The 25,735-nt window shown below is 70.7% G+C and carries 27 protein-coding genes; 18 read left to right on the forward strand and 9 right to left on the reverse strand.

From position 1 onward, the window contains the following. Positions 1-44 precede the first annotated feature (44 nt). The 7 genes from BMY89_RS26980 (at position 45) to BMY89_RS27010 (ending at position 6,093) form a co-directional block, all read left to right on the forward strand. Positions 45-881: an ABC transporter ATP-binding protein gene (locus tag BMY89_RS26980; protein ID WP_092382889.1), complete on the forward strand. Its 837-nt coding sequence runs from the start codon at positions 45-47 to the stop codon at positions 879-881. Beyond that, positions 878-1,711, forward strand: coding sequence for an ABC transporter permease (locus tag BMY89_RS26985; RefSeq protein ID WP_092382890.1), 834 nt, complete (start codon positions 878-880; stop codon positions 1,709-1,711). Before BMY89_RS26980 ends, BMY89_RS26985 begins: the two co-directional genes overlap by 4 nt. Continuing rightward, positions 1,669-2,898, forward strand: a complete 1,230-nt coding sequence (locus tag BMY89_RS26990) for a sensor histidine kinase (RefSeq protein ID WP_232521567.1) — start codon at positions 1,669-1,671, stop codon at positions 2,896-2,898. The genes BMY89_RS26985 and BMY89_RS26990 overlap by 43 nt, the downstream gene beginning before the upstream one ends. After that, entirely contained in the window at positions 2,895-3,512 is a 618-nt protein-coding gene (locus tag BMY89_RS26995) for a response regulator (protein ID WP_092382891.1), read from the forward strand. The genes BMY89_RS26990 and BMY89_RS26995 overlap by 4 nt, the downstream gene beginning before the upstream one ends. 57 nt (positions 3,513-3,569) lie before the next feature. After that, a complete protein-coding gene (locus BMY89_RS27000) occupies positions 3,570-4,058 on the forward strand; it encodes a GNAT family N-acetyltransferase (RefSeq protein ID WP_198414141.1) in 489 nt (162 codons plus the stop codon). 45 nt (positions 4,059-4,103) lie between these two features. Next, on the forward strand, positions 4,104-4,691 hold the full coding sequence (locus BMY89_RS27005; protein WP_307818763.1) for an HAD family hydrolase: 588 nt from the start codon (positions 4,104-4,106) through the stop codon (positions 4,689-4,691). 277 nt (positions 4,692-4,968) lie between these two features. Further along, entirely contained in the window at positions 4,969-6,093 is a 1,125-nt protein-coding gene (locus tag BMY89_RS27010) for a winged helix DNA-binding domain-containing protein (RefSeq protein ID WP_232521568.1), read from the forward strand. Positions 6,094-6,223: 130 nt separating this feature from the next. Here the strand turns inward: BMY89_RS27010 and BMY89_RS27015 are convergent, their stop codons facing one another. Then, positions 6,224-6,637, reverse strand: coding sequence for a pyridoxamine 5'-phosphate oxidase family protein (locus BMY89_RS27015; RefSeq protein WP_092382894.1), 414 nt, complete (start codon positions 6,635-6,637; stop codon positions 6,224-6,226). Between the two features lie 128 nt (positions 6,638-6,765). On the opposite strand from BMY89_RS27015, the gene BMY89_RS27020 reads away from it, so the two are divergent. Further along, complete coding sequence (locus BMY89_RS27020) at positions 6,766-7,782, forward strand: Rossmann-fold NAD(P)-binding domain-containing protein (protein WP_092382895.1); 1,017 nt, start codon at positions 6,766-6,768, stop codon at positions 7,780-7,782. A gap of 56 nt (positions 7,783-7,838) precedes the next feature. Then, positions 7,839-8,510 (forward strand): DNA alkylation repair protein, encoded by a 672-nt coding sequence (locus tag BMY89_RS27025; RefSeq protein ID WP_092382896.1) that lies wholly within the window; start codon positions 7,839-7,841, stop codon positions 8,508-8,510. Between the two features lie 85 nt (positions 8,511-8,595). On the opposite strand, the gene BMY89_RS27030 is transcribed toward BMY89_RS27025, so the two are convergent. After that, the gene (locus BMY89_RS27030; protein ID WP_092382897.1) at positions 8,596-8,787 is read right to left on the reverse strand and encodes a DUF397 domain-containing protein; all 192 of its coding nucleotides are present in this window, start codon (positions 8,785-8,787) and stop codon (positions 8,596-8,598) included. Then, complete coding sequence (locus tag BMY89_RS27035) at positions 8,774-9,580, reverse strand: helix-turn-helix domain-containing protein (RefSeq protein ID WP_092382898.1); 807 nt, start codon at positions 9,578-9,580, stop codon at positions 8,774-8,776. The genes BMY89_RS27030 and BMY89_RS27035 overlap by 14 nt, the downstream gene beginning before the upstream one ends. A 314-nt stretch (positions 9,581-9,894) precedes the next feature. Here BMY89_RS27035 and BMY89_RS27040 point away from each other — a divergent pair, with 314 nt between their 5' ends. Both BMY89_RS27040 and BMY89_RS27045 read left to right on the forward strand, forming a co-directional pair. Then, positions 9,895-10,200: a hypothetical protein gene (locus tag BMY89_RS27040; protein ID WP_232521570.1), complete on the forward strand. Its 306-nt coding sequence runs from the start codon at positions 9,895-9,897 to the stop codon at positions 10,198-10,200. Beyond that, positions 10,197-10,451 carry a flavin reductase gene (locus BMY89_RS27045; RefSeq protein ID WP_092382899.1) on the forward strand — a complete coding sequence of 85 codons (255 nt, stop codon included), beginning with the start codon at positions 10,197-10,199 and terminating at the stop codon, positions 10,449-10,451. The genes BMY89_RS27040 and BMY89_RS27045 overlap by 4 nt, the downstream gene beginning before the upstream one ends. Before the next feature lie 63 nt (positions 10,452-10,514). Here BMY89_RS27045 and BMY89_RS27050 read toward each other — a convergent pair whose 3' ends face one another. Next, positions 10,515-11,291 carry an IclR family transcriptional regulator gene (locus BMY89_RS27050; RefSeq protein WP_092382900.1) on the reverse strand — a complete coding sequence of 259 codons (777 nt, stop codon included), beginning with the start codon at positions 11,289-11,291 and terminating at the stop codon, positions 10,515-10,517. A 143-nt stretch (positions 11,292-11,434) separates the two neighbouring features. Here BMY89_RS27050 and BMY89_RS27055 point away from each other — a divergent pair, with 143 nt between their 5' ends. From BMY89_RS27055 to BMY89_RS27065, 3 genes are read left to right on the forward strand one after another with little or no spacing between them, the layout of a single operon-like run. Then, positions 11,435-12,619: a fumarylacetoacetate hydrolase family protein gene (locus BMY89_RS27055; protein WP_092382901.1), complete on the forward strand. Its 1,185-nt coding sequence runs from the start codon at positions 11,435-11,437 to the stop codon at positions 12,617-12,619. Continuing rightward, the gene (locus BMY89_RS27060; protein ID WP_092382902.1) at positions 12,616-14,130 is read left to right on the forward strand and encodes an aldehyde dehydrogenase (NADP(+)); all 1,515 of its coding nucleotides are present in this window, start codon (positions 12,616-12,618) and stop codon (positions 14,128-14,130) included. The genes BMY89_RS27055 and BMY89_RS27060 overlap by 4 nt, the downstream gene beginning before the upstream one ends. 25 nt (positions 14,131-14,155) lie before the next feature. Continuing rightward, a complete protein-coding gene (locus BMY89_RS27065; protein WP_092383010.1) occupies positions 14,156-15,883 on the forward strand; it encodes an IlvD/Edd family dehydratase in 1,728 nt (575 codons plus the stop codon). A gap of 87 nt (positions 15,884-15,970) precedes the next feature. Here the strand turns inward: BMY89_RS27065 and BMY89_RS27070 are convergent, their stop codons facing one another. Genes BMY89_RS27070 through BMY89_RS27085 form a run of 4 tightly spaced genes read right to left on the reverse strand, consistent with a single transcriptional unit; the run spans position 15,971 to position 20,309 of the window. Further along, the gene (locus BMY89_RS27070; protein WP_092382903.1) at positions 15,971-17,179 is read right to left on the reverse strand and encodes an ABC transporter ATP-binding protein; all 1,209 of its coding nucleotides are present in this window, start codon (positions 17,177-17,179) and stop codon (positions 15,971-15,973) included. 10 nt (positions 17,180-17,189) lie between these two features. Next, complete coding sequence (locus BMY89_RS27075; protein WP_092382904.1) at positions 17,190-18,023, reverse strand: carbohydrate ABC transporter permease; 834 nt, start codon at positions 18,021-18,023, stop codon at positions 17,190-17,192. Position 18,024: 1 nt separating this feature from the next. Continuing rightward, positions 18,025-19,023 (reverse strand): carbohydrate ABC transporter permease, encoded by a 999-nt coding sequence (locus BMY89_RS27080; protein WP_092382905.1) that lies wholly within the window; start codon positions 19,021-19,023, stop codon positions 18,025-18,027. Continuing rightward, entirely contained in the window at positions 19,020-20,309 is a 1,290-nt protein-coding gene (locus BMY89_RS27085) for an ABC transporter substrate-binding protein (RefSeq protein WP_092382906.1), read from the reverse strand. The genes BMY89_RS27080 and BMY89_RS27085 overlap by 4 nt, the downstream gene beginning before the upstream one ends. Positions 20,310-20,612: 303 nt before the next feature. Between BMY89_RS27085 and BMY89_RS27090 the strand changes: the two genes are divergently transcribed. The 4 genes from BMY89_RS27090 (at position 20,613) to BMY89_RS27105 (ending at position 22,938) form a co-directional block, all read left to right on the forward strand. Further along, the gene (locus BMY89_RS27090; protein ID WP_092382907.1) at positions 20,613-21,191 is read left to right on the forward strand and encodes a mycothiol-dependent nitroreductase Rv2466c family protein; all 579 of its coding nucleotides are present in this window, start codon (positions 20,613-20,615) and stop codon (positions 21,189-21,191) included. Between the two features lie 97 nt (positions 21,192-21,288). After that, positions 21,289-21,993: a VOC family protein gene (locus BMY89_RS27095; protein ID WP_092382908.1), complete on the forward strand. Its 705-nt coding sequence runs from the start codon at positions 21,289-21,291 to the stop codon at positions 21,991-21,993. 190 nt (positions 21,994-22,183) lie between these two features. Continuing rightward, complete coding sequence (locus BMY89_RS27100; RefSeq protein WP_092383012.1) at positions 22,184-22,615, forward strand: RusA family crossover junction endodeoxyribonuclease; 432 nt, start codon at positions 22,184-22,186, stop codon at positions 22,613-22,615. A 47-nt stretch (positions 22,616-22,662) separates the two neighbouring features. Next, positions 22,663-22,938, forward strand: a complete 276-nt coding sequence (locus BMY89_RS27105) for a hypothetical protein (protein ID WP_092382909.1) — start codon at positions 22,663-22,665, stop codon at positions 22,936-22,938. A 244-nt stretch (positions 22,939-23,182) separates the two neighbouring features. Here the strand turns inward: BMY89_RS27105 and BMY89_RS27110 are convergent, their stop codons facing one another. Continuing rightward, on the reverse strand, positions 23,183-25,558 hold the full coding sequence (locus BMY89_RS27110; protein ID WP_139218020.1) for an IPT/TIG domain-containing protein: 2,376 nt from the start codon (positions 25,556-25,558) through the stop codon (positions 23,183-23,185). Positions 25,559-25,735 lie beyond the last annotated feature (177 nt).

A 25,735-nucleotide genomic window follows, 5' to 3' on the forward strand; every position in this document is an offset into this window, starting at 1 on the left:
ATCGGTCGTCCCGCGCCGCACCCGCGTCGGCCGACGATCGAGACATGACCGACACCCCCGCCGTCCGCATCCGCGGACTACGCAAGACGTACGGCGACACCGTCGCCGTGGCCGGCCTCGACCTGGACGTCGCAGACGGCGAGGTGGTGGCCCTGCTCGGCCCCAACGGGGCGGGCAAGACCACCACCATCGAAATCCTGGAGGGCCACCGTGACCGCGACGCCGGTGAGGTGAGCGTGCTGGGCCACGACCCGGCCCGCACCGACCTCGACTGGCGCGCCCAGATCGGCATCGTCACCCAGGACGGCGGCGACCTGCTCGAGCTGACCGTCCGGGAGGCCGTGGGCCACTTCGCCCACTACTACCCCAGACACCGGGATCCCGATCAGGCCATCGACCTGGTCGGCCTCACCGAGAAGGCCACCGAACGCGTGCGGACCCTCTCCGGTGGCCAGCGCCGGCGCCTCGATGTCGCCATCGGCGTCGTCGGCCGGCCCCGGCTGCTCTTCCTCGACGAACCGACGACCGGCTTCGACCCGCAGGCCCGCCGGCAGTTCTGGGCCCTGATCCGGCGGCTGGCCGACGAGGGCTGCACCATCCTGCTGAGCACCCACTACCTCGAGGAGGCCGAGGCGCTGGCCGACCGGGTGGCAGTGATCATGGGCGGCCGGATCGTGGCCGACGCGACCCCGGCCACCCTCGGCGGGCGGGCCACCGCGCGCACCGTCGTGCGCTGGGCCGACGGTCGGCAGGAGACCGACGACCCGGCCGGGCTCATCGCGACGTTGACCCGCCGCTACGGCGGCACCGTGCCGGGACTCACGGTCAGCCGCCCGAGCCTCGAAGACATCTACCTCGACCTGATCGGAGACGCGTCATGAGCGCCACCGTCCTGCGCGGCGCACCGCGCCGCCCGTCCGCCGCCCGACTCGGGCTGCACCGCGCGACGATCGAGTTGAAGAGCTTCTTCCGGGAACGCGACGCCGTGGTGTTCACCTTCGCCATGCCGGCGGTGATCCTCGCCCTGCTCGGCTCGATCTTCGACGGCGTCTACCCCGGCAGCGACGTGACCTCCGCGCAGTACCTGGCGCCGAGCATGATCGCCGCCGGGGTCGCCTCGACGACCTTCATCAACCTGGGCACCAGCATCGCCGCCGACCGCGACGACGGCACCCTGCGCCGGTTGCGCGGCGCGCCGATGCCGCCGTCGGCGTACTTCATCGGCAAGATCCTGATGGCCCTGGTGGTCACCGTCGGCGAGACGGTCGTGCTGCTGGGCATCGCCGTGGTCGCCTTCGACCTGTCCCTGCCCACCGACCCGGCCCGCTGGCTCACCTTCGGCTGGGTGTTCCTGCTCGGCGCCACCGCCTGCGCCCTGACCGGCATCGCCGCGAGCAGCCTCGCCCGCTCCGCCCGTAGCGCCGGTGCCGTGATGAACCTGCCCTACCTGGTCCTCGCCTTCATCTCCGGGGTCTTCTACACCCCCGTCGGGCAGCTGCCCGAACCGCTGGTCACGATCGGCTCGCTGTTCCCGCTCAAGTGGATGGCGCAGGGCTTCCGGTCGGTGTTCCTGCCCGACAGCATCCTCCCGCAGGAGGTCGTACCCTCCTGGGAGCACGGCCGGATCGCGCTCGTGCTGGCCGCCTGGTGCATCGGAGGCATGGTGCTGTGTCTGACCACCTTCCGCTGGCGGGGTCGGCGCGGCCGGTGACCGCGCCGGTCGCCGCCGAGGTGTGGAGCGACCACTTCCGGCTCTGGGACATCTACTTCGCGCTGGCGGGCACCGGCGTCGCGCTGGCCGTGGCCGCCGACGCGTCGTGGTCACCGGCCGCCCTCGTCGGCTTCCTCGCGCTCTTCCTCGCCCTGGCCGGGTGGTACGTCGGCTTCGGCCGGCGGCTGATGCGCGAGTCGATCGAGGACTGGCGCGGCTACCTCTACCTCGCCGGGGTCGCCCTGCTCTACGTGCCGGCGGTGCTGCTCAACGGCAACGCGTCGTTCCTGCTGTTCGTGCTCTGCCCACAGGTGTTCATGGTGCTGCCGGCCGTACCGGCGGTGGGCGCGGTGGTGCTGCTCAACTCGGTTCACCTGATCGTCCTGGCCACCCGCCTACCGGACCTGGGCGACCTCGTCGCGCCGCTGCTGATCGCGCTGATGATCGTATTCGTCGTCTGCGTACTGGGCGTATGGTCACAGCGCGCCGTCGCCGAGAACGCCCGGCGCGCCGAGTTGATCGCCCAGCTGGAGCGCACCCGGACGGAGCTGGCCGAACTCTCCCACCGGGCCGGGATCGCGGCCGAGCGTCAGCGGCTCGCCGCCGACATCCACGACACCGTGGCACAGGGCCTGTCCAGCGTGGTGATGCTCATCCAGGCTGCCGAGGCAGACCTCGACCGCGACGTCGGGCAGGCCCGTCACCACCTCACCCTGGCCCGGCAGACCGCCCGGGAGAACCTGGTCGACGTGCGTACGCTGGTCGCCGCCCTCACTCCCGCGCAGCTCACCGGCTCGCCGCTGGAGCAGGCCCTGCACCGGCTGACCGAGCGGTTCAGCGCGGAGACCGGGGTGCCGGCCAACTGCGCCGCCGCCGGCACCGGGCCCGCCCCCGGCACCCCTGTGGAGGTGGTGCTGCTGCGCGCCGCCCAGGAGGCGCTGACCAACGTCCGCCGGCACGCCGGCGCGGGCACCGTCGCCGTGCTGCTGTGCCGGGACGACGAACGGGTCACGCTGGAGGTCACCGACGACGGGGTCGGGTTCGACACCGACGCCGACACCGACGGCTACGGGCTCGCCGGGATCCGGGCCCGGGTAGAGCAGGCGCACGGCTCGGTGGCCGTACGCTCCGCGCCCGGCGCGGGGACCACGATCCGGGTGGAGGTGCCCTACAGATGGGTCCAATGATCACGGTGCTGCTGGTGGACGACCATCCGGTGGTCCGTGCCGGGGTGGTCGGCATGCTGGCCGGCGCCGACGACATCACCGTCGTCGGCGAGGCCGGTGACGAGGCCGAGGCGGTGGCGGTCGTCCGGGACCGGCACCCCGACGTCGTCCTGATGGACCTGCGGATGCCGGGCGGCGACGGAGTGGCGGCCACCGCCCGGATCCGCACCGAGTCACCTGCCACCCGGGTGGTCGTGCTGACCACCTACGAGACCGACGCCGACATCCTGCGCGCCGTCGAGGCCGGCGCCGCCGGCTACCTGCTCAAGGACGTGTCCCGGACCGACCTGATCGCGGCAGTCCGTACCGCCGCACGCGGCGGTACGGTGCTCGCCCCGTCGGTGGCGACCCGGCTGCTGCACCAGGTCCGCCGGCCGGCCCGGGACACGCTGTCCCCACGGGAGGTGGAGGTGCTCCGATTGGTGAGTCGGGGCATGTCGAACGCCGAGATCGGTCGGCAGCTGCACATCAGCGAGGCGACCGTGAAGACCCACCTGCTGCGTACCTTCAACAAGCTCGACGTCTCGGACCGCACCGCGGCGGTCACCACCGCGATGGCCGCCGGCCTGCTGTAGAGCCGGCCGGGGATATTGCGCTGGCCGGTGCCGGCGATGCCTGACATGCTCACGGCGATGGAGATCAGGTTCGCGACCGCCGACGACTGGCCGGGCATCTGGCCCTTCCTGCGCGAGATCGTCTCGGCCGGCGAGACGTACACCTGGCCGCGGGACGTCGACGAGGCACGGGCCCGGCAGATGTGGCTGGTGCCGCCGCCGGGCCGCACCGTGGTCGCCGTCGACCCCGACGGCACCGTGCTCGGCTCGGCGAAGTTGACCCCCAACCAGCTCGGCCCCGGCGACCACGTCGCCAACGCCAGCTTCATGGTCGCTGGACGGGCGGCCGGGCGTGGGATCGGCCGCGCGCTGGGGATGTCCGTGCTGGACCTGGCCCGCGCCGACGGTTACCGCGCGATGCAGTTCAACGCGGTGGTGGCCAGCAACACCCGGGCGGTGGGGTTGTGGCGGTCACTGGGCTTCGAGGTCGTCGGCCGGATCCCGGCGGGCTTTCACCATCCGTCCGAGGGCTACGTCGACCTGCTGGTCATGTACCAGCGGCTCTGACCGGCCGAGCAGCCGGGCCGAGCAGCCCGATAGCCTGGGCCGGTGATGCTGCCCCTGCCCACCGGCGAGTTCCAGGCGTACCTGTTCGACTGCGACGGCACCATCGTCGACTCGATGCCCCAGCACTACACGGCCTGGCGGGAGACCCTCGACCAGTGGGGATGCGCCTTCCCCGAGGATCTCTTCTATGCCTGGGCCGGACGGCCGACGGCCGACATCGTGGCCGCCCTCAACGAGCAGCACGGCCTGGACATGCCGCTGGAGACGGTCGTCGCCCGCCGGGAGGCCCGCTTCCAGCAACTGCTGCCCACGGCGACCGGCATCCCCGGGGTGCTGCAACACATCGACGACGCGCACGGGCGGATCCCGTTCGCCGTGGTCTCCGGCAGCACCCGGGAGGCGGTCACCGCCTCACTCGACGCGCTGGGCATCCTGGACCGCTTCGACGTGCTGGTCTGTGCCGGGGACTACGCCCGCGCCAAGCCCGACCCGGAGCCGTTCCTGCGCGCCGCCGAGCTGCTCGGCGTAGCCCCGCGTTCCTGCCTGGTCTTCGAGGACGCGGACCTGGGCATGCAGGCCGCCGCCGCAGCCGGGATGGCGGCGGTACGGGTGCCGCAGCCCCGCCAGGGTTGACCGTTGCCGCGCCAGCCGGGCGTCAACTTGCTCAAGATATCCGCAAGTTGCGTGGATCACAGTTCTCGCCCGGGCCGGAAAGCGCCATCCTGATGACACCGGTGCCGGCGACCCTCGTCGCCGCCCCGCACCGGCGTACCTGAACGGGGGATCGCGCTCCGCCATCAACGGCGCTGGCGTAGCGCGATCAGGGGAGCCGGCGCCGGCCGATCCGACCCCGGCTGTCGGTGCCCGCGCCTATGCTGCCGTCGTCCATCGAAGGAAGGTGGCCGATCTCGTGGCATCCACCGGTTCGACGGCGCTGACCGGCGCCGAGGCGCTCGCCCTGCGAATGACCAGCCTCCGCCTGCGGTCCCACCCCACCGCCGCTCCGGCCGGGAGCGTGGCCGAGGTGGTGGAGTGGTTCGGTGCCATGCAGGCACAGGATCTCGCCAGTGGCATGTGGTCGCTGGGTCTCCGGCTGCCCGGGTCGACCCAGGCCGACGTGCACGGCGCGTTGGAGCGCCGCGAGGCCCTGCGGACCTGGCCGATGCGCGGCACCATCCATCTGGTGCCGGCCCGGGACGCCCGCTGGCTGCTGGAGCTGACCGGGGTACGCGCCCTGTCCGGGGCCGCCCGGCGACGCGAGTTCCTCGGGCTCACCGAGTCGGAGGCGGATCGCGCCGCCGACGTGCTGGGCAGCGCGCTGGCCGGCGGCGGCCGGCTGACCCGCGCCGAGTGCGTCGCGACGCTCGTCGCGGCCGGCATCGACGGCGCCGGCCAACGCGGCTACCACCTGCTGTGGTACGCCAGCCAGCGCGGCGTCACCTGCATCGCCCCCAACGTCGGCACCGAGCAGACCTTCGCGCTGCTCGACGAGTGGGCACCTGGCCAGCACCAACTCGACCAGGAAGAGGCGCTGGCCACCCTGGCGCTGCGTTACTTCCGCGGCCACGGCCCCACCACCCGGCAGGACTTCGCCGGCTGGACGGGCCTTACCGCGACCGACGCCAAGCGCGCGATCGCCGCCGCCGGTGACGAGTTGACCACGGTCCTGGTCGACGGCGTCGAGTCGGTGCTGCACACTCCGCTGCTCGACGCACCCCGCGCCGAGGTGGACGACGTGCTGACCCTGCCCGGCTTCGACGAATACCTGCTCGGCTACAAGGACCGGGCGCTGATGCTCGACCCCGAGCACAAGCAGGCGATCATCCCGGGCGGTAACGGCGTCTTCCAGGCCACCGTCGTGATCGGCGGCCGGGTCGTCGGCACCTGGAAGCGCACCCTGGCCAAGACCCGGGTCACCCTGACCGTGGCGCCCCTGGTCGACCTCGATCCGGCCCGACGCGAGCAGGTCGAGCAGGCGCTCGGCCGCTATGCCGAGTTCGTCGAACTGCCACCACGGGTCACCTGGGCAGGCTGACCCGCCGGTGGACCAGTTCACGGTCGGTCACTGGTCCTCCTGCTCCTGCACTCGGGTCAGGTGCGAATCCAGCCTGTCCATCCGCGCTGACACCAGCGGACAGTTCGATCGACCAGATGGATCTGGCCAGTCAGGCGGAGAAGCGGTTCACCTTCTCGGGATGCAGGACGATGCGTACCACTCCGCCGTTGCGCCACTGCTCGATCAGGGCCTGGTACTTCGGGTCGCTCGAGTCGCCGTACCGGTCGGTGAGCCGGGCCGCGAGTTCGACACCGCCCTGATCGTGCAGAGTGACCGAGCCTTCCGCCGCCACCCAGTGTTCGGGCTCGCCAGGTGGTGCCGCGACGACGACGGAGGCACGGGGTCGCTCCCGGAGGCGGTCGAGCTTCGGCGACCCCGGCTCCGAGAACATCGCCAGGTCACCGGCGGCGGTCACCTCGAACCACACCGGGCGCGGCGCGGGCCAACGATGGGGGCGGGGCGCCACGGTGAGGAAGGCGTACAACGGCCGGCCGAGCAGGGCAAGATCCTCATCCCGGAACATACCGCCCAGCCTACGACCGGCGACCTGATCCGGCTGGTCGACGCAGCCGCAGCCCGGCGTCCGGCGGGCGTTCTGCCCACGGCGAAGATCCTTGGCCGGTACGGTCGTCCGCTGCTTGGCTGGCGGGCATGAAGATGCTGGTACTGGGCGGGACGGCGTGGCTCGGGCGGGAGGTGGCCCGGCAGGCCGTCGACCGGGGTCACGCGGTCACCTGCCTGGCCCGAGGAGAGAGCGGTGCGGTGCCGCCCGGCGCGGTCCTCGTCCGCGCCGACCGCGCTGATCCCACCGCGTACGAGGCGCTGCGCGACCAGCACTGGGACGCCGTGATCGAGGTGTCGTGGCAGCCCGGCTTCGTCCGCGACGCCGTGGGGGCCCTGGGCGACCGGGCGCGGCACTGGAGCTACGTCTCCTCGGTCAGCGCCTACGCCGGCCACGACACGCCCGGCGCCGACGAATCGGCGGCCACCCTGCCGGCGACGGCTTCGGACGTGGTCGACCGCGAGGAGTACGGCGAGGCGAAGGTGGCCTGCGAGCAGCTCTCCACGGTGCGAGTGGGCAACCGGCTGCTGGTGGCCCGTGCCGGCCTGATCGGCGGGCCCGGTGACCACAGTGGTCGCTCCGGCTACTGGGTCGCCCGCGCCGCCCGCGACCCCGAGGCGCCGATGCTGGTACCCCGTACCCCCGACCTGCCGACCCAGGTCGTCGACGTACGCGACCTGGCGACCTGGCTGCTGGACAGCGCACAGTCCGGGACGGTCGGCACGTTCGACGCGGTCGGCCCGGTGGTGCCGTTCGGTGAGTGGATCTCCCGGTCCCGCGAGGTGGGCGGGCACACCGGGCCGGTGGTCGACGTCGACCCGGACTGGCTGGTGGCCCGGGGCGTGGCCCAGTACATGGGCCCGGAGTCGCTGGCGATGTGGCTGGTCGAGCCCGGCTGGCAGGGTTGGTCGGCCCGCAGTGGCGCGGCGGCCGTCGCCGCCGGGCTGCGCCACCGGCCGCGCACCGACCTGTTGCGCGACACGCTCGCCTGGGAGCGCACGGCGGGCCTGCACCGGGACCGACGTGCCGGGCTGAGCGTCGGCCGGGAGGCCGAGCTACTGGACGCGTTGGCGCACGAGCGGGGTCGGCCGGAGCCCGACGCCTGACTGCCCGGCGACCAGCCCGTCCGGCTAGATTCACCTGTGATGGCCAGGAGGCTGAGATGACGGACACGACGGTGGCCGAGGTGATGGCCGAGCTGGCCGAGCTTGAGGACCCGAGGACGCGCGAGGTGAACCTCACGCACGGTGACGACCACGGCGTCAACCTCGCCAAACTGCGGGCGCTCGCGAAACGGTTGAAGACGCAGCAGGAACTCGCGCGCCAACTCTGGAAGACGGAGGACACCGCGGCGAGACTGCTGGCGCTCCTCGTCTGCCGACCGAAGGCGTTCGGGCGTGACGAGTTGGACGTCATGTTGCGCGAGGCGCGCACCCCCAAGGTGCACGACTGGCTCGTCAACTACGTGGTGAAGAAGAACCCGCACGCCGAGGAGCTACGCCGGGCCTGGTCCGCCGATCCGGATCCGGTGGTCGCGAGTGCCGGCTGGGCACTGACCACCGAGCGGGTCTCCAGGCAGCCGGAAGGGCTCGACCTTGCGGGGCTGCTGGACGTCGTCGAGGCGCAGCTGAAAGATGCCCCGGATCGCCTGCAATGGGCGATGAACCACTGCCTGGCCCAGATCGGGATCGAGCACGCCGAGCACCGCAACCGGGCGATCGACATCGGCGAACGCTTGCAGGTGCTCAAGGACTATCCGACTTCACCCGGCTGCACGTCGCCGTTCGCGCCCGACTGGATCAACGAGATGGCGCGCAGACAACAGGACAGGTAACTCTGCTGCCCAGGTTCGCGCCGCCGGCTGCGAAGGCGCGAAAGCGCCCGCCCGTGAAGTGACGGGCGTACTCGCGCGTCTGGGGTCAGGCGCGTTCGGTGACCTGGGCGACGAACGCGCGCCACGCGGACGGGGCGAAGGTCAGCGCCGGGCCGGTCAGGTCCTTTGAATCCCGCACGCCGACGACGCCGGGAAGGTTGTCTGCGACCTCGACGCAGTTGCCGCCGCTCGCGCCGCTGCGGGTGCTCTTGCGCCACTGGGCGTTACTGAGGTCCATGGTGACTCTCAACTTCCTTCAACAGGTCGATGGACTGCCTGCGTGGTAGCGCCTCGTTCCGGACGCTCTCCCATCTCGCTTGAAGCGTAGCCACATCATCATCCTTGTCGACGACATCCCCGCCGAGCTGATTCTCAAGGTGACCAACCCAGACACCCTCAGCAGACCGAGCCAGCGCGAACGGCCCAGACAGCCCGACGTGCAGGCCGCTGCCAAGGGGGACGACGTGAACATGAACGTGCGGAAGCTCGGCCAGCGCGATCAAGTGGGCGACTTGCTGGGCCATGATGCCGCCGAGGCCGTCACCCGTGCGGCGTAGCGCGGCCTCGTCCAGTACGGCGACGAACTGCGGCCGGCGTTCGCCGGTCAGGATCGCTTGCCTGTCCAAACGCGCCTTGACTCGCTGCTCGACCTCGTCATCGGTCAGGCTGTCCACGGTGCGCAGTACCGCACGGGCGTAGTGCTCCACCTGCAACAGGCCCGGAATCAGGTTGGGTTCGAAGTAGCGAAGCTGCGTCGCGCCGCGCTCGGCATCGAGCCATGGCAGGAACCAGGACGGTGCACCGAGCTTCATCGCCAGCCGCTCGAACAGGCCACCGTTGCTCAGCGCGCGGTCGGCGCCTCGGGCGAAGTCCAACGTCACTGCCCGAGTGCCGCCTTCAACAGCGCTGACATGGGAGGCACTGAAGCCGGCGCCGCGACCGAACGCCTCCTGCGTCATGCCGGCCGCTCCCCGCGCCCGACGGATCTCACCCACGATGAAGGCCGCTACGGGGTTTGGCATGTCAGGCATTCAGGGCCCCCCACATCAAAGATCGATTACCCACATCGCCACGGAATCGGCGGCCGTTTCGCCAGCTCAGCCCGGACGCCGGAAGCACCTCCCGAGAGTAGCGGCCTCCATATCAGAGTGTCACCAGCGGAACCGTGGGCGTGGCACGACCCGTCGGCGGGACCAGCACCGGGCCGCCCGACTGGCGAGCACTTTCGGGCGGCCCTCCCACACTCCGTGTCGACTGAGGAGGCCCCCGCCGTGCCCGTTCCGAAGCCCACGAACGCCGTATCGACCATCCGCCGGTTCGACCGGGTCGGCCGCCGCGATGTCCGGTGACCGCACGTCGGGCGGACGGGACGCCGCTGGTCCAGCCCGGCGTGTACCTCCTGGATCGGGAAACCTCGCCGCAGTTCGGCAAGCCGATCCTGGTGCGGGTGATCCGCGAGTTGGCCGACCGGCACCCGCCGTACGGCTGGACCTGGGTCGACTGCTATCAGCTCGACCGGCACGGCGACGCGACGGAGAAGCGGCAGTTGTTCGTGATGCCGCAGGGGATGCGCCAGGTGGACGTGGCACCGGTCCCCTACGCCGCGCGTCGGTACCCGCCCCGCTCCCGCCCCGCACGGGCACCCGGATGAGCGCCGGGCCGCAGGAGCATGTCCCGTCCCGTCCCACCTGGCGCTGCCGGGCGTGTGGGATCGCCTGGCCCTGCTCTCCGGCGAAGCTGCGGCTGCTCGCCGAGTACCGGGAGAACATGCCGGGCCTGATGGTCTATCTCGTGATTCTGCGCGAGGAGGCCGCCGAGCAACTCGCCGGGTCGGGCGGCGGCGGGCCGCCGCCCGACCTGCACCGCCGGTTCACCGACTGGGTGCCGGTCCGGTCCAGGTAGGCCGCCCGCCCCGGTTCGCGCACTCCCCCGACGCGGAACCAGGGCGGGCTCCGCCGCCTGGGCTCAGTCGATGTCGGGGGTGTGGCCGAGCTCGCGGGAGATCTGGTTCGCGGTGTCGATCAGAAGGGGAAGGCTGTCCTTCAACTGGTCGAGGCTTGCGATGACCTCGATCGCGGTCATCGAGGCGGCGGCTATGACCCGCCCGCGCGAGTCCCTGATCGGCGCGGCCACGCACATGACGTACGTGTCGTGCTCGCCGTTGTCCACGGCCCAGCCCTGCTCCCGGATGCGGACGAGCTCGGCGTCGAGTGATTCGCGGTCGGCGTACGTGGTCGGGGTGAACCGTTCGAAAACGACGTGGGAGAGGAGGCGGTCGCGCTCCTCCGTCGGCAGGTACGCCAAAATGATCTTTCCGACGGCGCTCGCGTAGATCGAGACCGCGCGCCCGATCCGCGAGGGCAGCTTGACGGCGTCGAAGGCCGGGCTGTCGACCTTGTCGATATAGATGATCTCGTCGCCGGTGAGCTGCGCCAGGTGCACGGTGTGGCCGGTCTCGCGCTGGAGCCCGCGCAGGGGCGCGGCAGCGAACTGGCGCAGGTCCATCGAGCCGAGTGCGAGCTCCGACAGTTCGATGATGCCGCTGCCGAGCACGTAGGTCCCGGCACCGGTCCGGCGGACGAAGCGGGCCGTTTCGAGCGTCTGGAGGATCCGCAGGGCCGTGGACTTGTGGACACCCAGGACCTCCGCCGCCTCGGTGAGTGACAGCGGGTGCTCCGCGGCGCGACGGATCAGATCGACCGCGCGGCGAATCGATTGCGACAAGGCGATGTCTCCCTCCACGCGGCGACCCTAACGGCCGCCGGTTGCATCATATGCAACGTAGTGCGCTCCGGGTGCAATCAACTATTGACACCGTTGCATATGGCGCTACGCTCGTTGCAGATTCCAGCTCAGCGACACCTGACCTGTTGCGGGGGGCGACGATGAGCAAGGAGCCCTGGTTCGGGACCGTCGCCGAGGCGTTGCCGGCCGACGCCGATGACAGCGTCCTCATCGGCCGGATCTGGGACCCGTCCGTCGACGGCCCCTCACCGGTGATCGTCCGCGACGGCGAGGTCATCGACGTCAGCCACCGGTTCCCCACCGTCCGGGACATCTGCGAGCTGCCCGACCCCGCCGTGACGGTGGCTGGGTTGGACGGGCCGCGGGTCGGCGGCTTCGCCGAGATACTGGCCAACACAGGCTCCACGAACCGTGATAGAGCCCGGCCCTGGCTGCTCGCCCCGGTCGACCTTCAAGCACTCAAAGCCGCCGGCGTGACCTTTCCCGTCTCGATGATCGAACGCGTCATCGAAGAACGGGCCCGGGGAGACCTGACACTCGCGGCGGACATCCGACGCCGGATACTCGCCGACATCGGCGCCGACCTGCACAGCCTGGTGCCCGGCTCGGTGGAGGCGGAGCGGCTCAAGACCCTGCTGGTCGCAGAGGGCATCTGGAGTCAGTACCTGGAGGTGGGGATCGGACCGGACGCCGAGATATTCACCAAGGGTCAGATCCTCTCCGCCGTCGGCACCGCCGTCCAGGTCGGCGTGCTCGCCGCGTCGACCTGGAACAACCCGGAACCCGAGATCGCGCTCATCGCCCAGTCCAGCGGCCGGATCGTCGGCGCCACCCTCGGCAATGACGTGAACCTGCGGGATGTCGAGGGCCGGTCGGCGCTCCTGCTTCCCCTGGCGAAGGACAACAACGCCTCATGCGCCCTCGGTCCGCTGATCCGGCTGTTCGACCAGCGGTTTCCGCTCAGTCAGCTGCGCGAACTTGAGGTGGGTCTCCAGGTCCACGGTGTGGACGACTTCCACCTGGCGGCAACCTCGGAGATGGCCCGGATGTCGCGCGACCCAGCGGCGCTGGTGCGGCAGTTGATCGGCCCGCATCACCAGTATCCCGACGGCGCCGTCCTGATGCTCGGCACCATGTTCGCGCCCACCCAGGACCGGACGCGCCCCGGTGAGGGCTTCACCCACAAGGTCGACGACGTGGTGCGGATCAGCTGCCCGGCACTCGGCACCCTGGTCAACCGGGTGCAGCACGCGGAGCAGTGCGAGCCCTGGCAGTTCGGCGTCCGCGATCTGATGAGCAATCTGGCTAGGAGAAGACTGCTGTGAACGTCACCACCACCGATCCGCGCGACGGCCGGCACCGCACGACGGATCTCACCGAGACAGCCGAGTCTGGCGTGGCGACGATCGCCGACCAGGCGTCCCGGGCGGCACAGTGGCTGTTCGACGTGGGCAGGCTCGGCCGGGCGCAGCTGCTGGACGCGATCGCCACCTCCCTGGAGTCCCGTCGCGTGGAGCTGGTCGGGACAGCTGAGGCAGAGACCGGACTGGCACCGGCGCGCCTCGACTCGGAGCTCACCCGGGCGGCGGTCCAGTTCCGGATGTTCGAGGCGGTGCTGCGCGACGGCGGGTACCTGGAGGCGGCCATCGACCACGCCGCCGACACACCACTCGGGCCCGGCCCGGACCTACGGCGGATGCTCGTACCCCTCGGGCCGGTGGCCGTCTTCGGAGCCAGCAACTTCCCGTTCGCCTTCTCCGTCGCCGGCGGCGACACCGCCTCGGCGCTTGCCGCCGGTTGTCCCACGGTCGTGAAGGCCCACCCGTCCCATCCGCTGACGTCGCGCGCCTCCGCCGACGCGATCGAGTCGGCCGTCCGCGACCTGGGCGGGCCCGGCGGTGTGATCGCGACGGTGTACGGGGAGCAGGCCGGCCGTTGGCTGGTGCGCCACCCGACGATCCGGGCGGCTGCCCTGACCGGCTCCGTCGGGGCCGCCCGCGCCATCCAGGCGGCCATCGACGAACGAGCTGATCCCGTTCCGCTCTACGCCGAGCTGAGCAGCGTGAACCCGATCGTGATCCTGCCCGACGCGGCCGCCGGCCGGGGGGACCAGATCGCCGAAGGACTGTTCGCCTCCTTCACCGGCTCGGGCGGTCAGCTGTGCACCAAGCCCGGGCTGGCGTTCGTCCCGTCGGACCCGGGCGGCGACCATCTGGTCGCCACCCTCCGGGGAAAGGTCGCCTCCGCTGGCGGGATGCTCCTGCTGAACCAGCGCATCCGTGACGCGTACGAGAACGGGGCCAAGGCGTTCGAGCGGGCCGGCGCTCGTCTCTCGGCACGGCCCCAGATCGAGGCGGGTACGGGCTTCACGGTGGCGCCGACGCTGCTGGAAGTCGATCTGCCGGACCTGACCGCCGAGATCGCCGACGAGTGCTTCGGCCCGCTCATGGTCGTGGTCCGCTACCGCGACGTCGCCGAACTCGACGCCGCGCTCGCGACCGTCCCACCGTCGCTGACCGGGTCCGTCCACAGCGGACCGCGAGACGACAACGATGCCGTACGCGAACTGGTCGACGTCCTCGCTGCCCGCTCGGGTCGCATCGTCTTCGACGGCTATCCCACCGGTGTCCGGGTGTCCTGGGCGCAGCACCACGGTGGGCCCTGGCCGTCGACGAACGCCGTGCACACCTCGGTGGGCGCCACCGCGATTCGACGGTTCCTTCGCCCGCTGGCGTGGCAGAACGCCCCGGAGTGGATCCTCCCCGAGGAGCTGCGAGACGCGTACACCGCCATTCCCCGACGCGTCGACGGGCGGCTGGTATCAGGGCTCGAATAGCCACAGTTGACAGGAAGGTGTGCTGATGTCGATGACGAATCGGCCGCTGCGCAGCGGGCAGTGGTTCGGTGCCGACGGCCGCAACGGGTTCATCCATCGCTCCTGGATGCGTAACCAGGGGTTCGCGGACGATGTCTTCGACGGTCGCCCGGTGATCGGCATCGCCACGACCTGGTCGGAGCTGACCCCGTGCAACGCCCACCTGCGCGAACTGGCCGAATCGGTGAAGCGAGGGATATGGGAGAGCGGCGGCCTGCCGCTGGAGTTCCCCGCGATGAGCCTCGGCGAACCCCTGATGCGGCCCACGACCATGCTCTACCGCAATCTGCTGGCGATGGAGGCGGAGGAACTGATCCGGGCCAACCCGCTCGACGGCGTGGTCCTGCTCTCCGGCTGCGACAAGACCACCCCCGGCCTGCTGATGGGTGCGGCCAGCGTCGACCTCCCGACCCTGCTGATCACCGGCGGACCGATGCTCAACGGCAAGTTCCGCGGCCAGGACATCGGCTCGGGCACCTCCGTCTGGCGCTTCACCGAGGAGCTGCGAGCCGGCCGGATGACCGTGGCCGACTGCGCGGAGGCGGAAGTCTGCATGTCCCGCAGCAGGGGTCACTGCATGACCATGGGCACCGCCTCCACGATGGCCTGCGTGACCGAGGCGTTGGGCGTTCAACTGCCGGGGGCCGCCGCGGTTCCGGCGGTCGACTCGCGAAGGTACGCCCTCGCGCACGCCGCCGGTCGCCGGATCGTCGCCATGGTCGAGCAGGACCAGCGGCTGTCCACGGTGCTCACCCGCCCCGCGTTCGAGAACGCCATCCGGGTCAACGCCGCGATCGGTGGCTCCACCAATGCCGTCGTACATCTGCTGGCGATCGCCGGACGCATCGGCGTCCCCCTGTCGCTGGAGGATTTCGGCACCCTCACCACCGACGTGCCCATGCTCGTCAACCTGATGCCGTCCGGCACGTACCTCATGGAGGACTTCGCCTACGCGGGCGGCGTTCCGGCGGTGATGAAAGAGATCGCCCCGCTGCTGCACCTGGACCAGATCACGGTCAGCGGAAAGAGCGTGGCCGACAACATCAGCGGTGTCCAGTGCTGGAACAGGCAGGTCATCGGTACCCTCACCGAGCCCTTCCAGCCCGCCGGTTCGGGCACCGTCGTGCTGCGGGGATCACTCGCGCCGTCCGGGGCGGTGCTGAAGGTTTCCGCCGCCTCGGCTCACCTGCTCACGCACACCGGGCCGGCGCTCGTCTTCGACCGGATCGAGGAGTACGCCGTCGCCGCCGACGACCCGGACCTCGACGTCACGCCCGACACGGTCATCGTGGTGCGCAACGCCGGACCGCGCGGCTACCCGGGCTTCCCGGAGGTGGGCAACGTACCCATGCCACGACGGTTGCTCGCCAACGGCGTCACGGACATGGTGCGGATCTCCGACGCCCGGATGAGCGGCACCGGGTACGGCACCTGCGTCCTGCACGTGGCGCCGGAGGCGTCGGTGGGCGGCCCCCTCGCGCTGGTACGCACCGGCGACCTGGTCCACCTCGACGTCCCGACGCGCCGCCTGGACCTACTTGTCGACGAGGTGGAACTCGCCCACCGCCGCGCCGCCTGGCAGCCGCCGCCGCCGGCGGCCGATCGTGGATGGGTACGGCTGTACAGCGAGCACGTACAACAAGCCGACAGGGGCGCAGACCTTGACTTCCTCGTCGGTGGCAGTGGCAGCGAGGTGCCCCGCCACTCACACTGACCCCGGCCGACCCTGCTGCTCCGCACACCGTGCCGGGTACCTCCGCTGGCGGCAGAGGTACCCGGCACGGACCTGTCGGAACGGGTGTCAGTCGGCGAGGGCGCCGGCGGCGCGGCCCTCGTGCAGGGTCAGGTTGCGGCCGTCCGACGGGTCGAACAGGTGGATCTTCTCCAGGTTGAACCAGACCCGCCGGTCCTCCCCCTCGGTGACGGTCGACTCCGCCGACAGCCGGGTGACCAGGTTCGACCCGGCACCGCTGAAATCGGCCGCTCCCGCGTCGGCGGCCAACTCCTCCAACTCGGCGGAGGTGGCCCGCTCACCCTCGACGCTGAGGTAGACGTACTTGTCCGAACCCATCGACTCCACGATGTCCACCGGTGCGGTGAACTCCATGCCCCGACGGCGGGTCTCCTCGTCGATCAGGTCGGCGTCCTCGAAGTGCTCCGGACGGATACCGAGAATCAGTTCCCGAGGGGCGTCGGCGCCCTCCAGTTCGCGGCGGACCCGGTCACCGATCGGTACCTCACCCAGCGAGGTACGCAGCGTGCCCTCCTCGACGGTGGCGGTCAGGAAGTTCATCGACGGCGAGCCGATGAACCCGGCCACGAAGAGGTTGCGCGGGTGGTCGTACAGCTCCTGCGGCGGGCCGACCTGCTGGATCGCGCCACCCCGCATGATCACCACGCGGTCGCCGAGGGTCATCGCCTCGGTCTGGTCGTGGGTGACGTAGACGGTGGTGGTGGCGAGCTGCTTCTGCAACCGGGACACCACGGTACGCATCTGCACCCGCAGCTTCGCGTCCAGGTTGGACAGCGGCTCGTCCATCAGGAACGCCTTGGGTTGCCGGACGATCGCCCGACCCATCGCCACCCGCTGCCGCTGCCCGCCGGAGAGGTTGGCCGGCTTGCGGTCCAGCAGCGAGGTCAGCTCCAGGACCTTCGCCGCCTGGTCGACCTTCTGGTTGATCGTCTCCTTGTCCAGCTTCGCCAGCCGCAGCGGAAACGCCATGTTCTCCCGGACGGTCATGTTCGGGTACAGCGCGTAGGACTGGAAGACCATCGCGATGTCGCGGTCGCGGGGGGCCTTGTCGTTGACCCGCTCCCCGGCGATGCGCAGCTCACCGGAGCTGATGTCCTCCAGCCCGGCGATCATGTTCAGGGTGGTGGACTTGCCGCACCCGGACGGGCCGACCAGGATGACGAACTCGCCGTCGGCGATCTCCAGGTCGACGTCCCGCACCGCGGTGGTGCCGTCCGGGAACTTCTTGCTCACCTTGTCGAGCACGATGTCAGCCATGAGTATCCACCTATCCCTTGACGGCGCCGGAGGTCAGGCCGGAGACGATGCGGCGCTGGAAGAAGAGAACGAACAGGATGATCGGTACGGTGATCACCACGGCGGCGGCGCAGATCGCCCCGGTCGGGTCCTCGAACTGCGAGGCGCCGGTGAAGAACGACAGCGCCACCGGCACCGTGCGCGAACGCTCGGTCGAGGTCAGCGAGATGGCGAACAGGAAGTCGTTCCAGCAGAAGATGAAGACCAGGATCGCCGTGGTGAACAGTCCCGGTGCGGCCAGCGGGGCGATCACCCGGCGGAACGCCTGCCCCTGGGTGGCGCCGTCCATCTTGGCCGCCTTCTCCAGATCCCACGGGATCTGCTTGAAGAACGCCGACAGCGTGTAGATCGCCAACGGCAGCGCGAAGGTGATGTAGGGCAGGATCAGGCCGGGCCAGGTGTCGAAGAGGCCCAGTTGCCGCTCGATCTCGAACAGCGGCGAGACCAGTGACACCTGCGGGAACATCGCGATCAGCAGGGAGACCCCGATCAGTACCCGCTTGCCGGGGAAGTCCAGCCGGGAGATCGCGTACGCGGCCATCGCGCCGAGCACGACGGCGATCACGGTGGCGATCAACGCGATGCCGATCGAGTTGACCAGCGCCCGGACGAACTGGTCGGTGGCGAAGATCGTCCGATAGTTCTCCAGCGTCCATTCCCGTGGGATGAACTTTCCGTCGGTCAACGTGGCCGGTGTCTTGAACGACAACGACATGATCCACAGCACCGGGGTCAGCGCGAACACGACCACGGCGACGTCCAGCAGGCCCCAGCGCACTTTTGCTCGGGTGGTGGTGTCAGCCATGTCAGCGCCTCTCCCCGTCGTCGCTGCCGGGGGCAGCGGTACCGAACAGCTTCACGAAGATGAACGCGATGATCGCCACGGTGATGAAGATCAGCACCGACATCGTCGAGCCGATGCCGAGGTTCAGGCCCCGGATCAGGTTGTTGTAGGCGATCATCGACACCGACGACGTCTCGTTGGCCCCCGCCGTGAGCACGTAGATGTTGTCGAAGACCCGGAACGCGTCCAGGGTGCGGAACAGCAGCGCCACCAGGATCGCCGGCTTCATCACCGGCAACATCACCTTGGTGAACCGCTGCCAGGCGGTCGCGCCGTCGGTGGAGGCGGCCTTGAGCAGGTCCTCCGGCACCAGCGCCAGACCCGCCATCAGCAGCAGCGCCATGAACGGCGTGGTCTTCCAGATCTCCGCCAACATGATGATCGCCAACGAGCTGGCCCGCTCGGTCAGCGGCGCGCCGTCGGAGAACAGGTTGGCCAGGTAGCCGGTGCCGGGTGTCCACGCGTACCGCCAGGAGAAGGCGGCGACGACCGTGACGATGCCGTACGGGATCAGCGCCGAGGTCCGCACGATCCCCCGCCCGACCAGCGTCCGGTGCATGATCAGCGCCAGCCCCATGCCGAGCACCAGCTCCACGGCCACGGTGACCACCGTGATCAGCATGGTCACCCCGAACGCCGTCCACCAGAACTCGTTGGTGAGCACGGTGACGTAGTTCTGCAGCCCGATGAACTCCCGTTCGGCGGGGAAACGCAGGTCGTAGCGCTGCAACGACAACCACACCGAGTACAGGATCGGGTAGGCGGTCACCGCGAGCATGACCAGCGCCGCCGGGGCGCACAGCAGCAGGCCCAGCTTGCGTTCGGCCCGCTTGTTCTCGCTCAGCGGCACCTTGCCCCGCCGCCTGGTCCGTTGGGCGGGCACCGCGGCCTGCCGGCCGCCGCCGGTCTCGGTCCCGTCGGCGGCGACGTCCGCGCCGGCCGGGGTGGCATTGACACTCACGGCAGAACCCCCCTCGACTCCAGGGCGGCGGCGACTGCCTCGCGCAGCTCGTCGGCGGTGGCCTGCGGGTCGATCGCCGACGGCGGCGACAGGATCGCCGAGGTCACGGTGGAGATGCTCTGGTACGCGGGGGTCAGCGGTCGAACCGCCGGATCCCGCAGCTGTTCGAGGATGGTTTCCTTCATCGGGTACGCCTCGTCCATCTCCGGGTCGTCGTAGACGCTCTCGATGGTCGGCGGCACCCCGTCGTTGATCGCGGAGAACTTCTGGTGCTCCGCGTTGCGCAGGCACCTGGCCGCCTCGAACGACTCCGCCGGGTGCTCGGAGTGCTGGCTGACGGCGAGGTTGATCCCGCCGATCGTCACCCGGCCCGGGGTGCCTTCGTCGACGCCCGGCACCCGCGCCCAGCCGACCTGCTCCGCCAGCTCCGGGTTGGCCTCCTGCATCGCCGGATAGACGAACGGCCAGTTGATCTGGAAAGCACCGCTGCCGGACTGGAACTCCAGGCGTACCGGGTCCTCGGTGGCGTTGCTGAACGACGGTGAGGTCACCCCCGAGGTGGCGAAGTCACGCAGCACCTCCAGCGCCCGCACGGCGCCCTCGTCCACCACGGACTCGGTACCGTCGTCGCTGACGATGCTGCCGCCGGCACTGGCGACGAGGGTGTTGTAGAGCACCACCAGTCCCTCGTACTGGGCCCCCATGGTGAGCACCTGGTGCGGCTGGCCCTGCTCCCGCAGCCGCTGCGCCATCGAGATCATCTCGTTCCAGGTGGTCGGCGGCTCGGGCACCAGGTCCTTGCGGTACCACAGCAGCTGGACGTTCGTGTTCTTCGGCGCACCGTAGAGCTTGTCCTCGTACCGGGCGGTCTCCAGCGGGCCCTCGAGGGTGCCCTGCTCCACCTCGGCCCGGTCCTGGCCGGTCCACTCCCGGATCCAGTTCGCGCTGGCGAACTCCTGGGTCCAGGTGACGTCGAGACCGAGCACGTCCATGCCGCTGTCCTCGGCGGCGAGCCGCCGCACCATCTGCACCCGCTGCTCGTCGGCCTCACGCGGCAGCACCCGGTTGACGATGCGGTACCGCCCGCCGGCCTCGGCGTTGCACTCGTCCACCACCTGTTGCAGGTTCTGCTCCGGCGGGTAGTAAAGGTTGATCGTCGGGGTGCCGCCGTCGTCGCCGGAGGCGCACGCCGCCATCGGTGCCACCAGCGTCAGCGCCGCAGCAGTCGCCGCCACGCGTACCCGAGGGCGACGCCGCCCACCCGCGGCCGTACGTTGCTGCCTCATGGCGACACTCCGCCGCGTCCGCTGCCACCATGAGGCAGCACCGCACGGAGCCTGCCGGTTCGCTCGCTCATGACCCCTCCCCTCGTCTCGGCCAACAACCGGGGAGTGTCTCCGTGCCCCGGCGCACGGCGTCACCGCCAGGGCGTACGACCTGCGGTTTCCCGCTCCCGGCGGGTCGTGGCTGCAACACTGCCCGACCTGCGGAGGCGCGAAACCTAACCGGCGGGACACGGTTTAAACACGCGGCTGTGTGGTCCAGCTCACCCCGGGACCGGGCCGGGAGGGCGGCGCTACTCTCGTGCGGTGGATGCCACCTTCTTCTTCGACCCCCTCTGCCCCTGGACCTGGCGTACGTCCCGCTGGCTGGTGAGCGTCGCCGAGGCCCGCGACCTGCGCATCGAGTGGCGCGCGTTCAGCCTGGCCATCCTCAACGGCGGCGACGTCCCGCCGGAGTACGCCGAGGCGATGACCGCCTCGACCCGGTCCCTGCGGCTGGTGGAGGCGCTGCGCGCCGAGGGCCGCCACGACGACGTCGGCCGCTTCTACACCGAGTTGGGCACTCGTACCCACGACGTCGGCAACCCGCCGAGCGACAAACTGGTGGCGGCGGCCGTCGAGGCGGCCGGCCTGGACGACGCGGCACCCGCCCTCGACGACGAAAGCTGGGACGCGCAGGTGCACGCCTCGCACGCGCTGGCGTACGCCTCCGCCGGGCCGGACATCGGTTCCCCGGTGCTGATGGTGCCCGGCGCCGACCGGGGCCTGCACGGCCCGATCCTCACCGAGGTGCCCGGCGCCGACGACGCGCTGGTCCTGTGGGACAGCGTCGTGCCGCTGATGCGCATGCCGGCGTTCCACGAGCTCAAGCGCGCCCGCCACTGACCGTCGCGGCCGGCCCCGGTATCGATGACCGGGGTCCTCGCCGCCGTTGTACCCCCTTCGGGGCGCGGATGTCGGGGCCGGCCGGCATGATCGGCGGATGATCGCACGCTTCAAGGACCTCTGCCTCGACGCCGCCGACGCCCACGCCCTCGGCGGGTTCTGGGCCCAGGTGCTCGACGGGGACCTGGTCGACACCGGCGATGGTGACACTCGGGTCGATCCGCGCCGGGCCGGCTCCGGCGCCGAGTCGATCTGGGTGAACCAGGTGCCCGAGCCGCGTACCGTCAAGACCCGCGTACACCTCGACCTGCGGTTGGCCGAGGCGAGCCCGGCGGCGCTGCTGGACGCGGGCGCGCGGCTGGTCCGCGAGCCGGACGCGGAAATCGACTGGTGGGTGCTGGCCGACCCCGACGGGAACCTTTTCTGCGCCTTCGCCCCCGGCGAGGACTCCCGCCCCGGGCCGTTCGAGCTGGTGGTGGACTCCGCCGACCCGGCCGCCCAGGCCGCCTGGTGGGCCAGCGTCGTCGGTGGCCAGGCCGAGACCAGCGACCAGGGGTACGCCTCGGTCACCGGCGCGGCGGGCTTCCCGTGGGACCACTGGGTCTTCGACCCGGTGCCCGAGCGCAAGACCGTCAAGAACCGGATGCACTGGGACGTCGACCTGACCGACCCCGGGCCGAGCGCGTTGATCAGGGCCGGGGCGACCCTGCTGCGCGAGCCGGACGACACGGTGTCGTGGTGGGTGCTGGCCGACCCCGAGGGCAACGAGTTCTGCGCCTTCCCGCCGCGTCCCACCGACTGATCGCGGGTGCTACCGGGCGACCGCCAGGTGGACTAGCGTTGAACATGCTCCGCCGTCAGCGCGTACGCCGTCGCCGTCGATACGCCACCGGCCGACCCCGACCCGCCCGATCGGTTGGTTCTCGCGGGAACAGCCCCTCACCGGCATACCGGTTGGGCAGGATCGTCCCCAACGAGGAGGTGCCGCCGTGGTGCAGGACACCCGCGCTCTCACCCTGACATTCGAGGTGAGCGGCCTGCCACCGGTCAAGACCGAGGCGTTGTCCATCTTCGCCGCCGGGCACCGGCAGGCGACGAGGGTACGCACCCTGCTGCAGGCCGCCTGCGCGGCCGCGCAGCAAACCGGCTGGACGCCGCTGTCCGGCCCGATCGAGATCGACCTGATCCTGCGCTGCCCACCCGGGCACCGCACCTCCGACGCCAGCACGCTGCTGGGCGGGGTGTGCGCGGTGCTCCAGGACAAGAAGCGAGTCTCCAGCATCGGGCTCACCCACCTCGGCGTGCTGGTCGACGTCGCCATCTACGACGACGACAAGCAGATCCGGAAGTTGTCTTACCAGGAGGAGCCGGCCGAGGACTTCTCCTACCAGGTGCGGGTGGCCGCCGTACCGCAGCGGGTTTGACCGACGCCCGCGGTGGGGTACCGCGGACGCCGACGAAGGGAGCACCGATGTCGGAGCCACACGTCACGCTGGACCCACGCGGGCTCGACCCGGTGCAGCAGAAGCTGCGCGGCGCGCTGGAGGACCAGCTGACCTCGGCGTTGCAGGCCGCCGCCGACCGGGTCCGCGCCAGTTATGCCGGCGAGCCGGTCGAGCAGGTCTGCCAGCGACTGCTGGACGAGACCCGCAGCGGCCTGCACCCCGACATCGCGGCCGGCTTCCAGCCCGACATGGACGAGTTCTGCCGGGTGGCCGTGTCCATCGTGCGCGGCGGAGCGTCCTGAACCATCCACAAGTTCGGGACCAGCCAGCGGTAGGTGCCGGCCCGGCCAACCGCCAGCCCACCAACTGACGCGGTCGGCCACCGCAGCAACCGATCCACCATGGCTCCCCGATCCTCCTGCGCCTCGGAGAGGTTTGCGGTGATCACGGGACTGAGCCGTATACCTGTGAGTGAAGCACGGTGACCTCACAGGTATACGGCTCAGCAGGCCAGGACCCGGCCAGGGCCGGGCTGGGACAGCCGGGTCAGCCGATCCGGCCGGCGCGCCGGCGGCGCCAGGTCAGCAGCAACAGGAAGCTGCCGACGAGGAACAGCATCGCGCCGACGGTCAGCGGCCCGGCAACGGTGTCACCGGTCACCGGCAGATGCCGCGGTACGTAACGGAAGGTGAGCCCGTTGGAGGCGCCACCGGCGGTGCTCACGACGACCGTGGTGGCTCCGGCCGCGCAGGCTGGCGCACGGAAGGTCAACGAACGCCCGTCCGACGCCACGGTGACCTCGCTCGCCGAGATGGTCCGGCCGCAGATGGTGACCACGGTCCCGCCTGGAACAAACCCGAAACCACCGACCGTGACGGTGGTACCGCCACCGGTCGGCCCCTGATCGGGGGTCAGCGTACCGATGACCGGCGGGGCGGTCTGATAGCTGAACCGTGGCGCGACGACGGCGCCTGCGGGGAACACCAGTCGCACGTCCGCTGTTCCGGCGGCATTCGGTGGGGTCAGCACGGTGATCGTGGTGCCCGCCGGGTTGACGGTGAAGCCGGTGCCGGGCCGCCCGCCGAAGGTCACCCCGGTCACCCCGGTGAAGCCGCTGCCGGTGATGGTGACCGGGGTGCCGCCCGAGGTCGGCCCGGTCGTCGGCGTCAGCCCGGTCACGGCGGCGGCACTGCCGTCGGCCAGGTACGTGTAATCCAGCGGCGTGGACGAGCCACCGCCGGTGGCCACCACCACGACCGCCGGGCCGATCGCGCCGGGCGGGGTGACCGCCGTCAACGATGTGCCTCCCGGGTTGACCGTGACGTCGGTGGCCGGCGCTCCGTCGAAGGTGACCGTCGTGCCACCCGGAATGAAGCCCGTGCCGGTGATCGTCACCGTCTGACCACCCGACTGCGGACCCTCGTCCGGTGTGATCACCGCGGCGGTCGGAGTAGCCGCGACGTACGTGAACCCGGCCAGTGCCTCGGCATTCGCGCCCGGCAGGAGCACCAACACGTCGACCGGGCCGACCGGCCCCGGCGGTGTGACCACCGTCAGCGAGGTACCGCTCGGGTCCACGACGACGTCGGTGCCCGGCGCGTCACCGAAGGTCACACCCGTCGCCCCGGAAAACCCGGTCCCGGTGATCGTCACAGTCGTACCACCTGCGTTCGGGCCGGAGTTCGGCACGATGGAGGCGATCGTCGGCGCGACGTACGTGAACTCCGGCGCGGTCACCCTGCCAGCCGGGAAGACCAGCTCGACCAGGGCCGGTCCGGCCGGGTTCGGCGGGGACACCACGGTGATCGTGGTGCCCGCCGGGTTGACGGTGAAATCGGTGCTGGGCAACCCGTTGAAGTCCACTGCCAGCACACCGGTGAAGCCGGTCCCGGTGATCGTCACCGTCGTACCACCGACGGTCGGCCCGGAGGCCGGCGCGAGGCCGGTGACCACAGCCGCACTGCCGTCGGCCAGGTAGGTGTAGCCCAGCGGCGGTGCCGTGCCGTTCACCGTACCGACCACGACCGACGCCGGACCGATCGCGCCGGACGGGGTGACCGCCGTCAACGACGTGCCTCCCGCGTTGACCGTGACATTGGTCGCCGGCGCTCCGTCGAAGGTGACCGCGGTGCCGCCGGAGATGAAGCCCGTACCGGTGATCGTCACCGTCTGGCCACCCGCCTGCGAGCCCTCGTCCGGCGTGATCGTCTCGGCGGTGGGTGCCGCCGGCGGACGCTCACAGGTGGCCTCGGCGACGATCACCGTCCCGACCGCAATGGTTGTCGGCGCACCGAGGACGGTGCCCGACAGGCCCAGAGTGGCACGCACGGCGACCGCAGTGGCACCGGCGGCGGTGGTGGTCTCAGTCCGGGTCAGCGAAACGTTCAGGCTCGCGTCCACCATTCCCGGCACCACCACGGGCGCGCTGGCCACGACGGCGGGGCCGTTCGGCTCCGGCGACGCCACCGCCGCGCCGAAGAGTTCCAGCCCGACGAGCGTGGTGTCGGCGCTGGTCGGGCCGATCTGCGGGCAGGTCGCGGTGGCGGTGGCCTCGGTCGCGTCCAGCGCATCGACGCCGAGCACGGCCAGGTTGAAGTTGGTGACGATGGCGGAGGCCGACGAAGAGGCCGCAGCCCGGGTGGCGGTGACCTCGACGGTGCCGCTGGCGGTCGCGCCGAGCGCCCCGGGTAGCGAGACGACCTGATTGTCGGTGTCGGTGCCGCCGGCGGCCGGAGCGGTGGCCGTACCGATGGTCTGCTCGGCAGTGATCACGGGTGTGCCGAGCACCGCCGCGGACAGGTCGACGACGACACCTCGCGCGCTCGCGTCACCCGGTGCGGCCCGCGCGGGCGTCCCCAACCCCAAGGTCGCCACGCTGGCGACCAGCATCGCCGTGGATGCGGTCGTGATTCTTCGCAACACAGAACTCACCGATATCCCCCGTTCAATTTCGACTGACGGGCATGTTCGGCGTGTCGGCACCCGTCAACGAGTGAACGAGAGTAAAAGGTACAAGTTATGATTTAAGGGTTTATTAACCCCACCCAACCTGCTGCTCGGCTCGACAGGCCGACCCGGGCCGGCCAACCCGTCGCCCCA

The organism is Micromonospora phaseoli, from assembly GCF_900109115.1.
In the GTDB taxonomy this organism is placed as follows: domain Bacteria; phylum Actinomycetota; class Actinomycetes; order Mycobacteriales; family Micromonosporaceae; genus Micromonospora; species Micromonospora phaseoli.

Bases quoted from the DNA above. Each gene is read 5' to 3' on its own strand.
- BMY89_RS26980 (WP_092382889.1), top strand. From the start codon at position 45: ATGACCGACACCCCCGCCGTCCGCATCCGCGGACTACGCAAGACGTAC.
- BMY89_RS26985 (WP_092382890.1), top strand. From the start codon at position 878: ATGAGCGCCACCGTCCTGCGCGGCGCACCGCGCCGCCCGTCCGCCGCC.
- BMY89_RS26995 (WP_092382891.1), top strand. From the start codon at position 2,895: ATGATCACGGTGCTGCTGGTGGACGACCATCCGGTGGTCCGTGCCGGG.
- BMY89_RS27000 (WP_198414141.1), top strand. From the start codon at position 3,570: ATGGAGATCAGGTTCGCGACCGCCGACGACTGGCCGGGCATCTGGCCC.
- BMY89_RS27005 (WP_307818763.1), top strand. From the start codon at position 4,104: ATGCTGCCCCTGCCCACCGGCGAGTTCCAGGCGTACCTGTTCGACTGC.
- BMY89_RS27015 (WP_092382894.1), bottom strand. From the start codon at position 6,637: ATGTTCCGGGATGAGGATCTTGCCCTGCTCGGCCGGCCGTTGTACGCC.
- BMY89_RS27020 (WP_092382895.1), top strand. From the start codon at position 6,766: ATGAAGATGCTGGTACTGGGCGGGACGGCGTGGCTCGGGCGGGAGGTG.
- BMY89_RS27025 (WP_092382896.1), top strand. From the start codon at position 7,839: ATGACGGACACGACGGTGGCCGAGGTGATGGCCGAGCTGGCCGAGCTT.
- BMY89_RS27030 (WP_092382897.1), bottom strand. From the start codon at position 8,787: ATGGACCTCAGTAACGCCCAGTGGCGCAAGAGCACCCGCAGCGGCGCG.
- BMY89_RS27035 (WP_092382898.1), bottom strand. From the start codon at position 9,580: ATGCCTGACATGCCAAACCCCGTAGCGGCCTTCATCGTGGGTGAGATC.
- BMY89_RS27045 (WP_092382899.1), top strand. From the start codon at position 10,197: ATGAGCGCCGGGCCGCAGGAGCATGTCCCGTCCCGTCCCACCTGGCGC.
- BMY89_RS27055 (WP_092382901.1), top strand. From the start codon at position 11,435: ATGAGCAAGGAGCCCTGGTTCGGGACCGTCGCCGAGGCGTTGCCGGCC.
- BMY89_RS27065 (WP_092383010.1), top strand. From the start codon at position 14,156: ATGTCGATGACGAATCGGCCGCTGCGCAGCGGGCAGTGGTTCGGTGCC.
- BMY89_RS27070 (WP_092382903.1), bottom strand. From the start codon at position 17,179: ATGGCTGACATCGTGCTCGACAAGGTGAGCAAGAAGTTCCCGGACGGC.
- BMY89_RS27075 (WP_092382904.1), bottom strand. From the start codon at position 18,023: ATGGCTGACACCACCACCCGAGCAAAAGTGCGCTGGGGCCTGCTGGAC.
- BMY89_RS27085 (WP_092382906.1), bottom strand. From the start codon at position 20,309: ATGAGGCAGCAACGTACGGCCGCGGGTGGGCGGCGTCGCCCTCGGGTA.
- BMY89_RS27095 (WP_092382908.1), top strand. From the start codon at position 21,289: ATGATCGCACGCTTCAAGGACCTCTGCCTCGACGCCGCCGACGCCCAC.
- BMY89_RS27105 (WP_092382909.1), top strand. From the start codon at position 22,663: ATGTCGGAGCCACACGTCACGCTGGACCCACGCGGGCTCGACCCGGTG.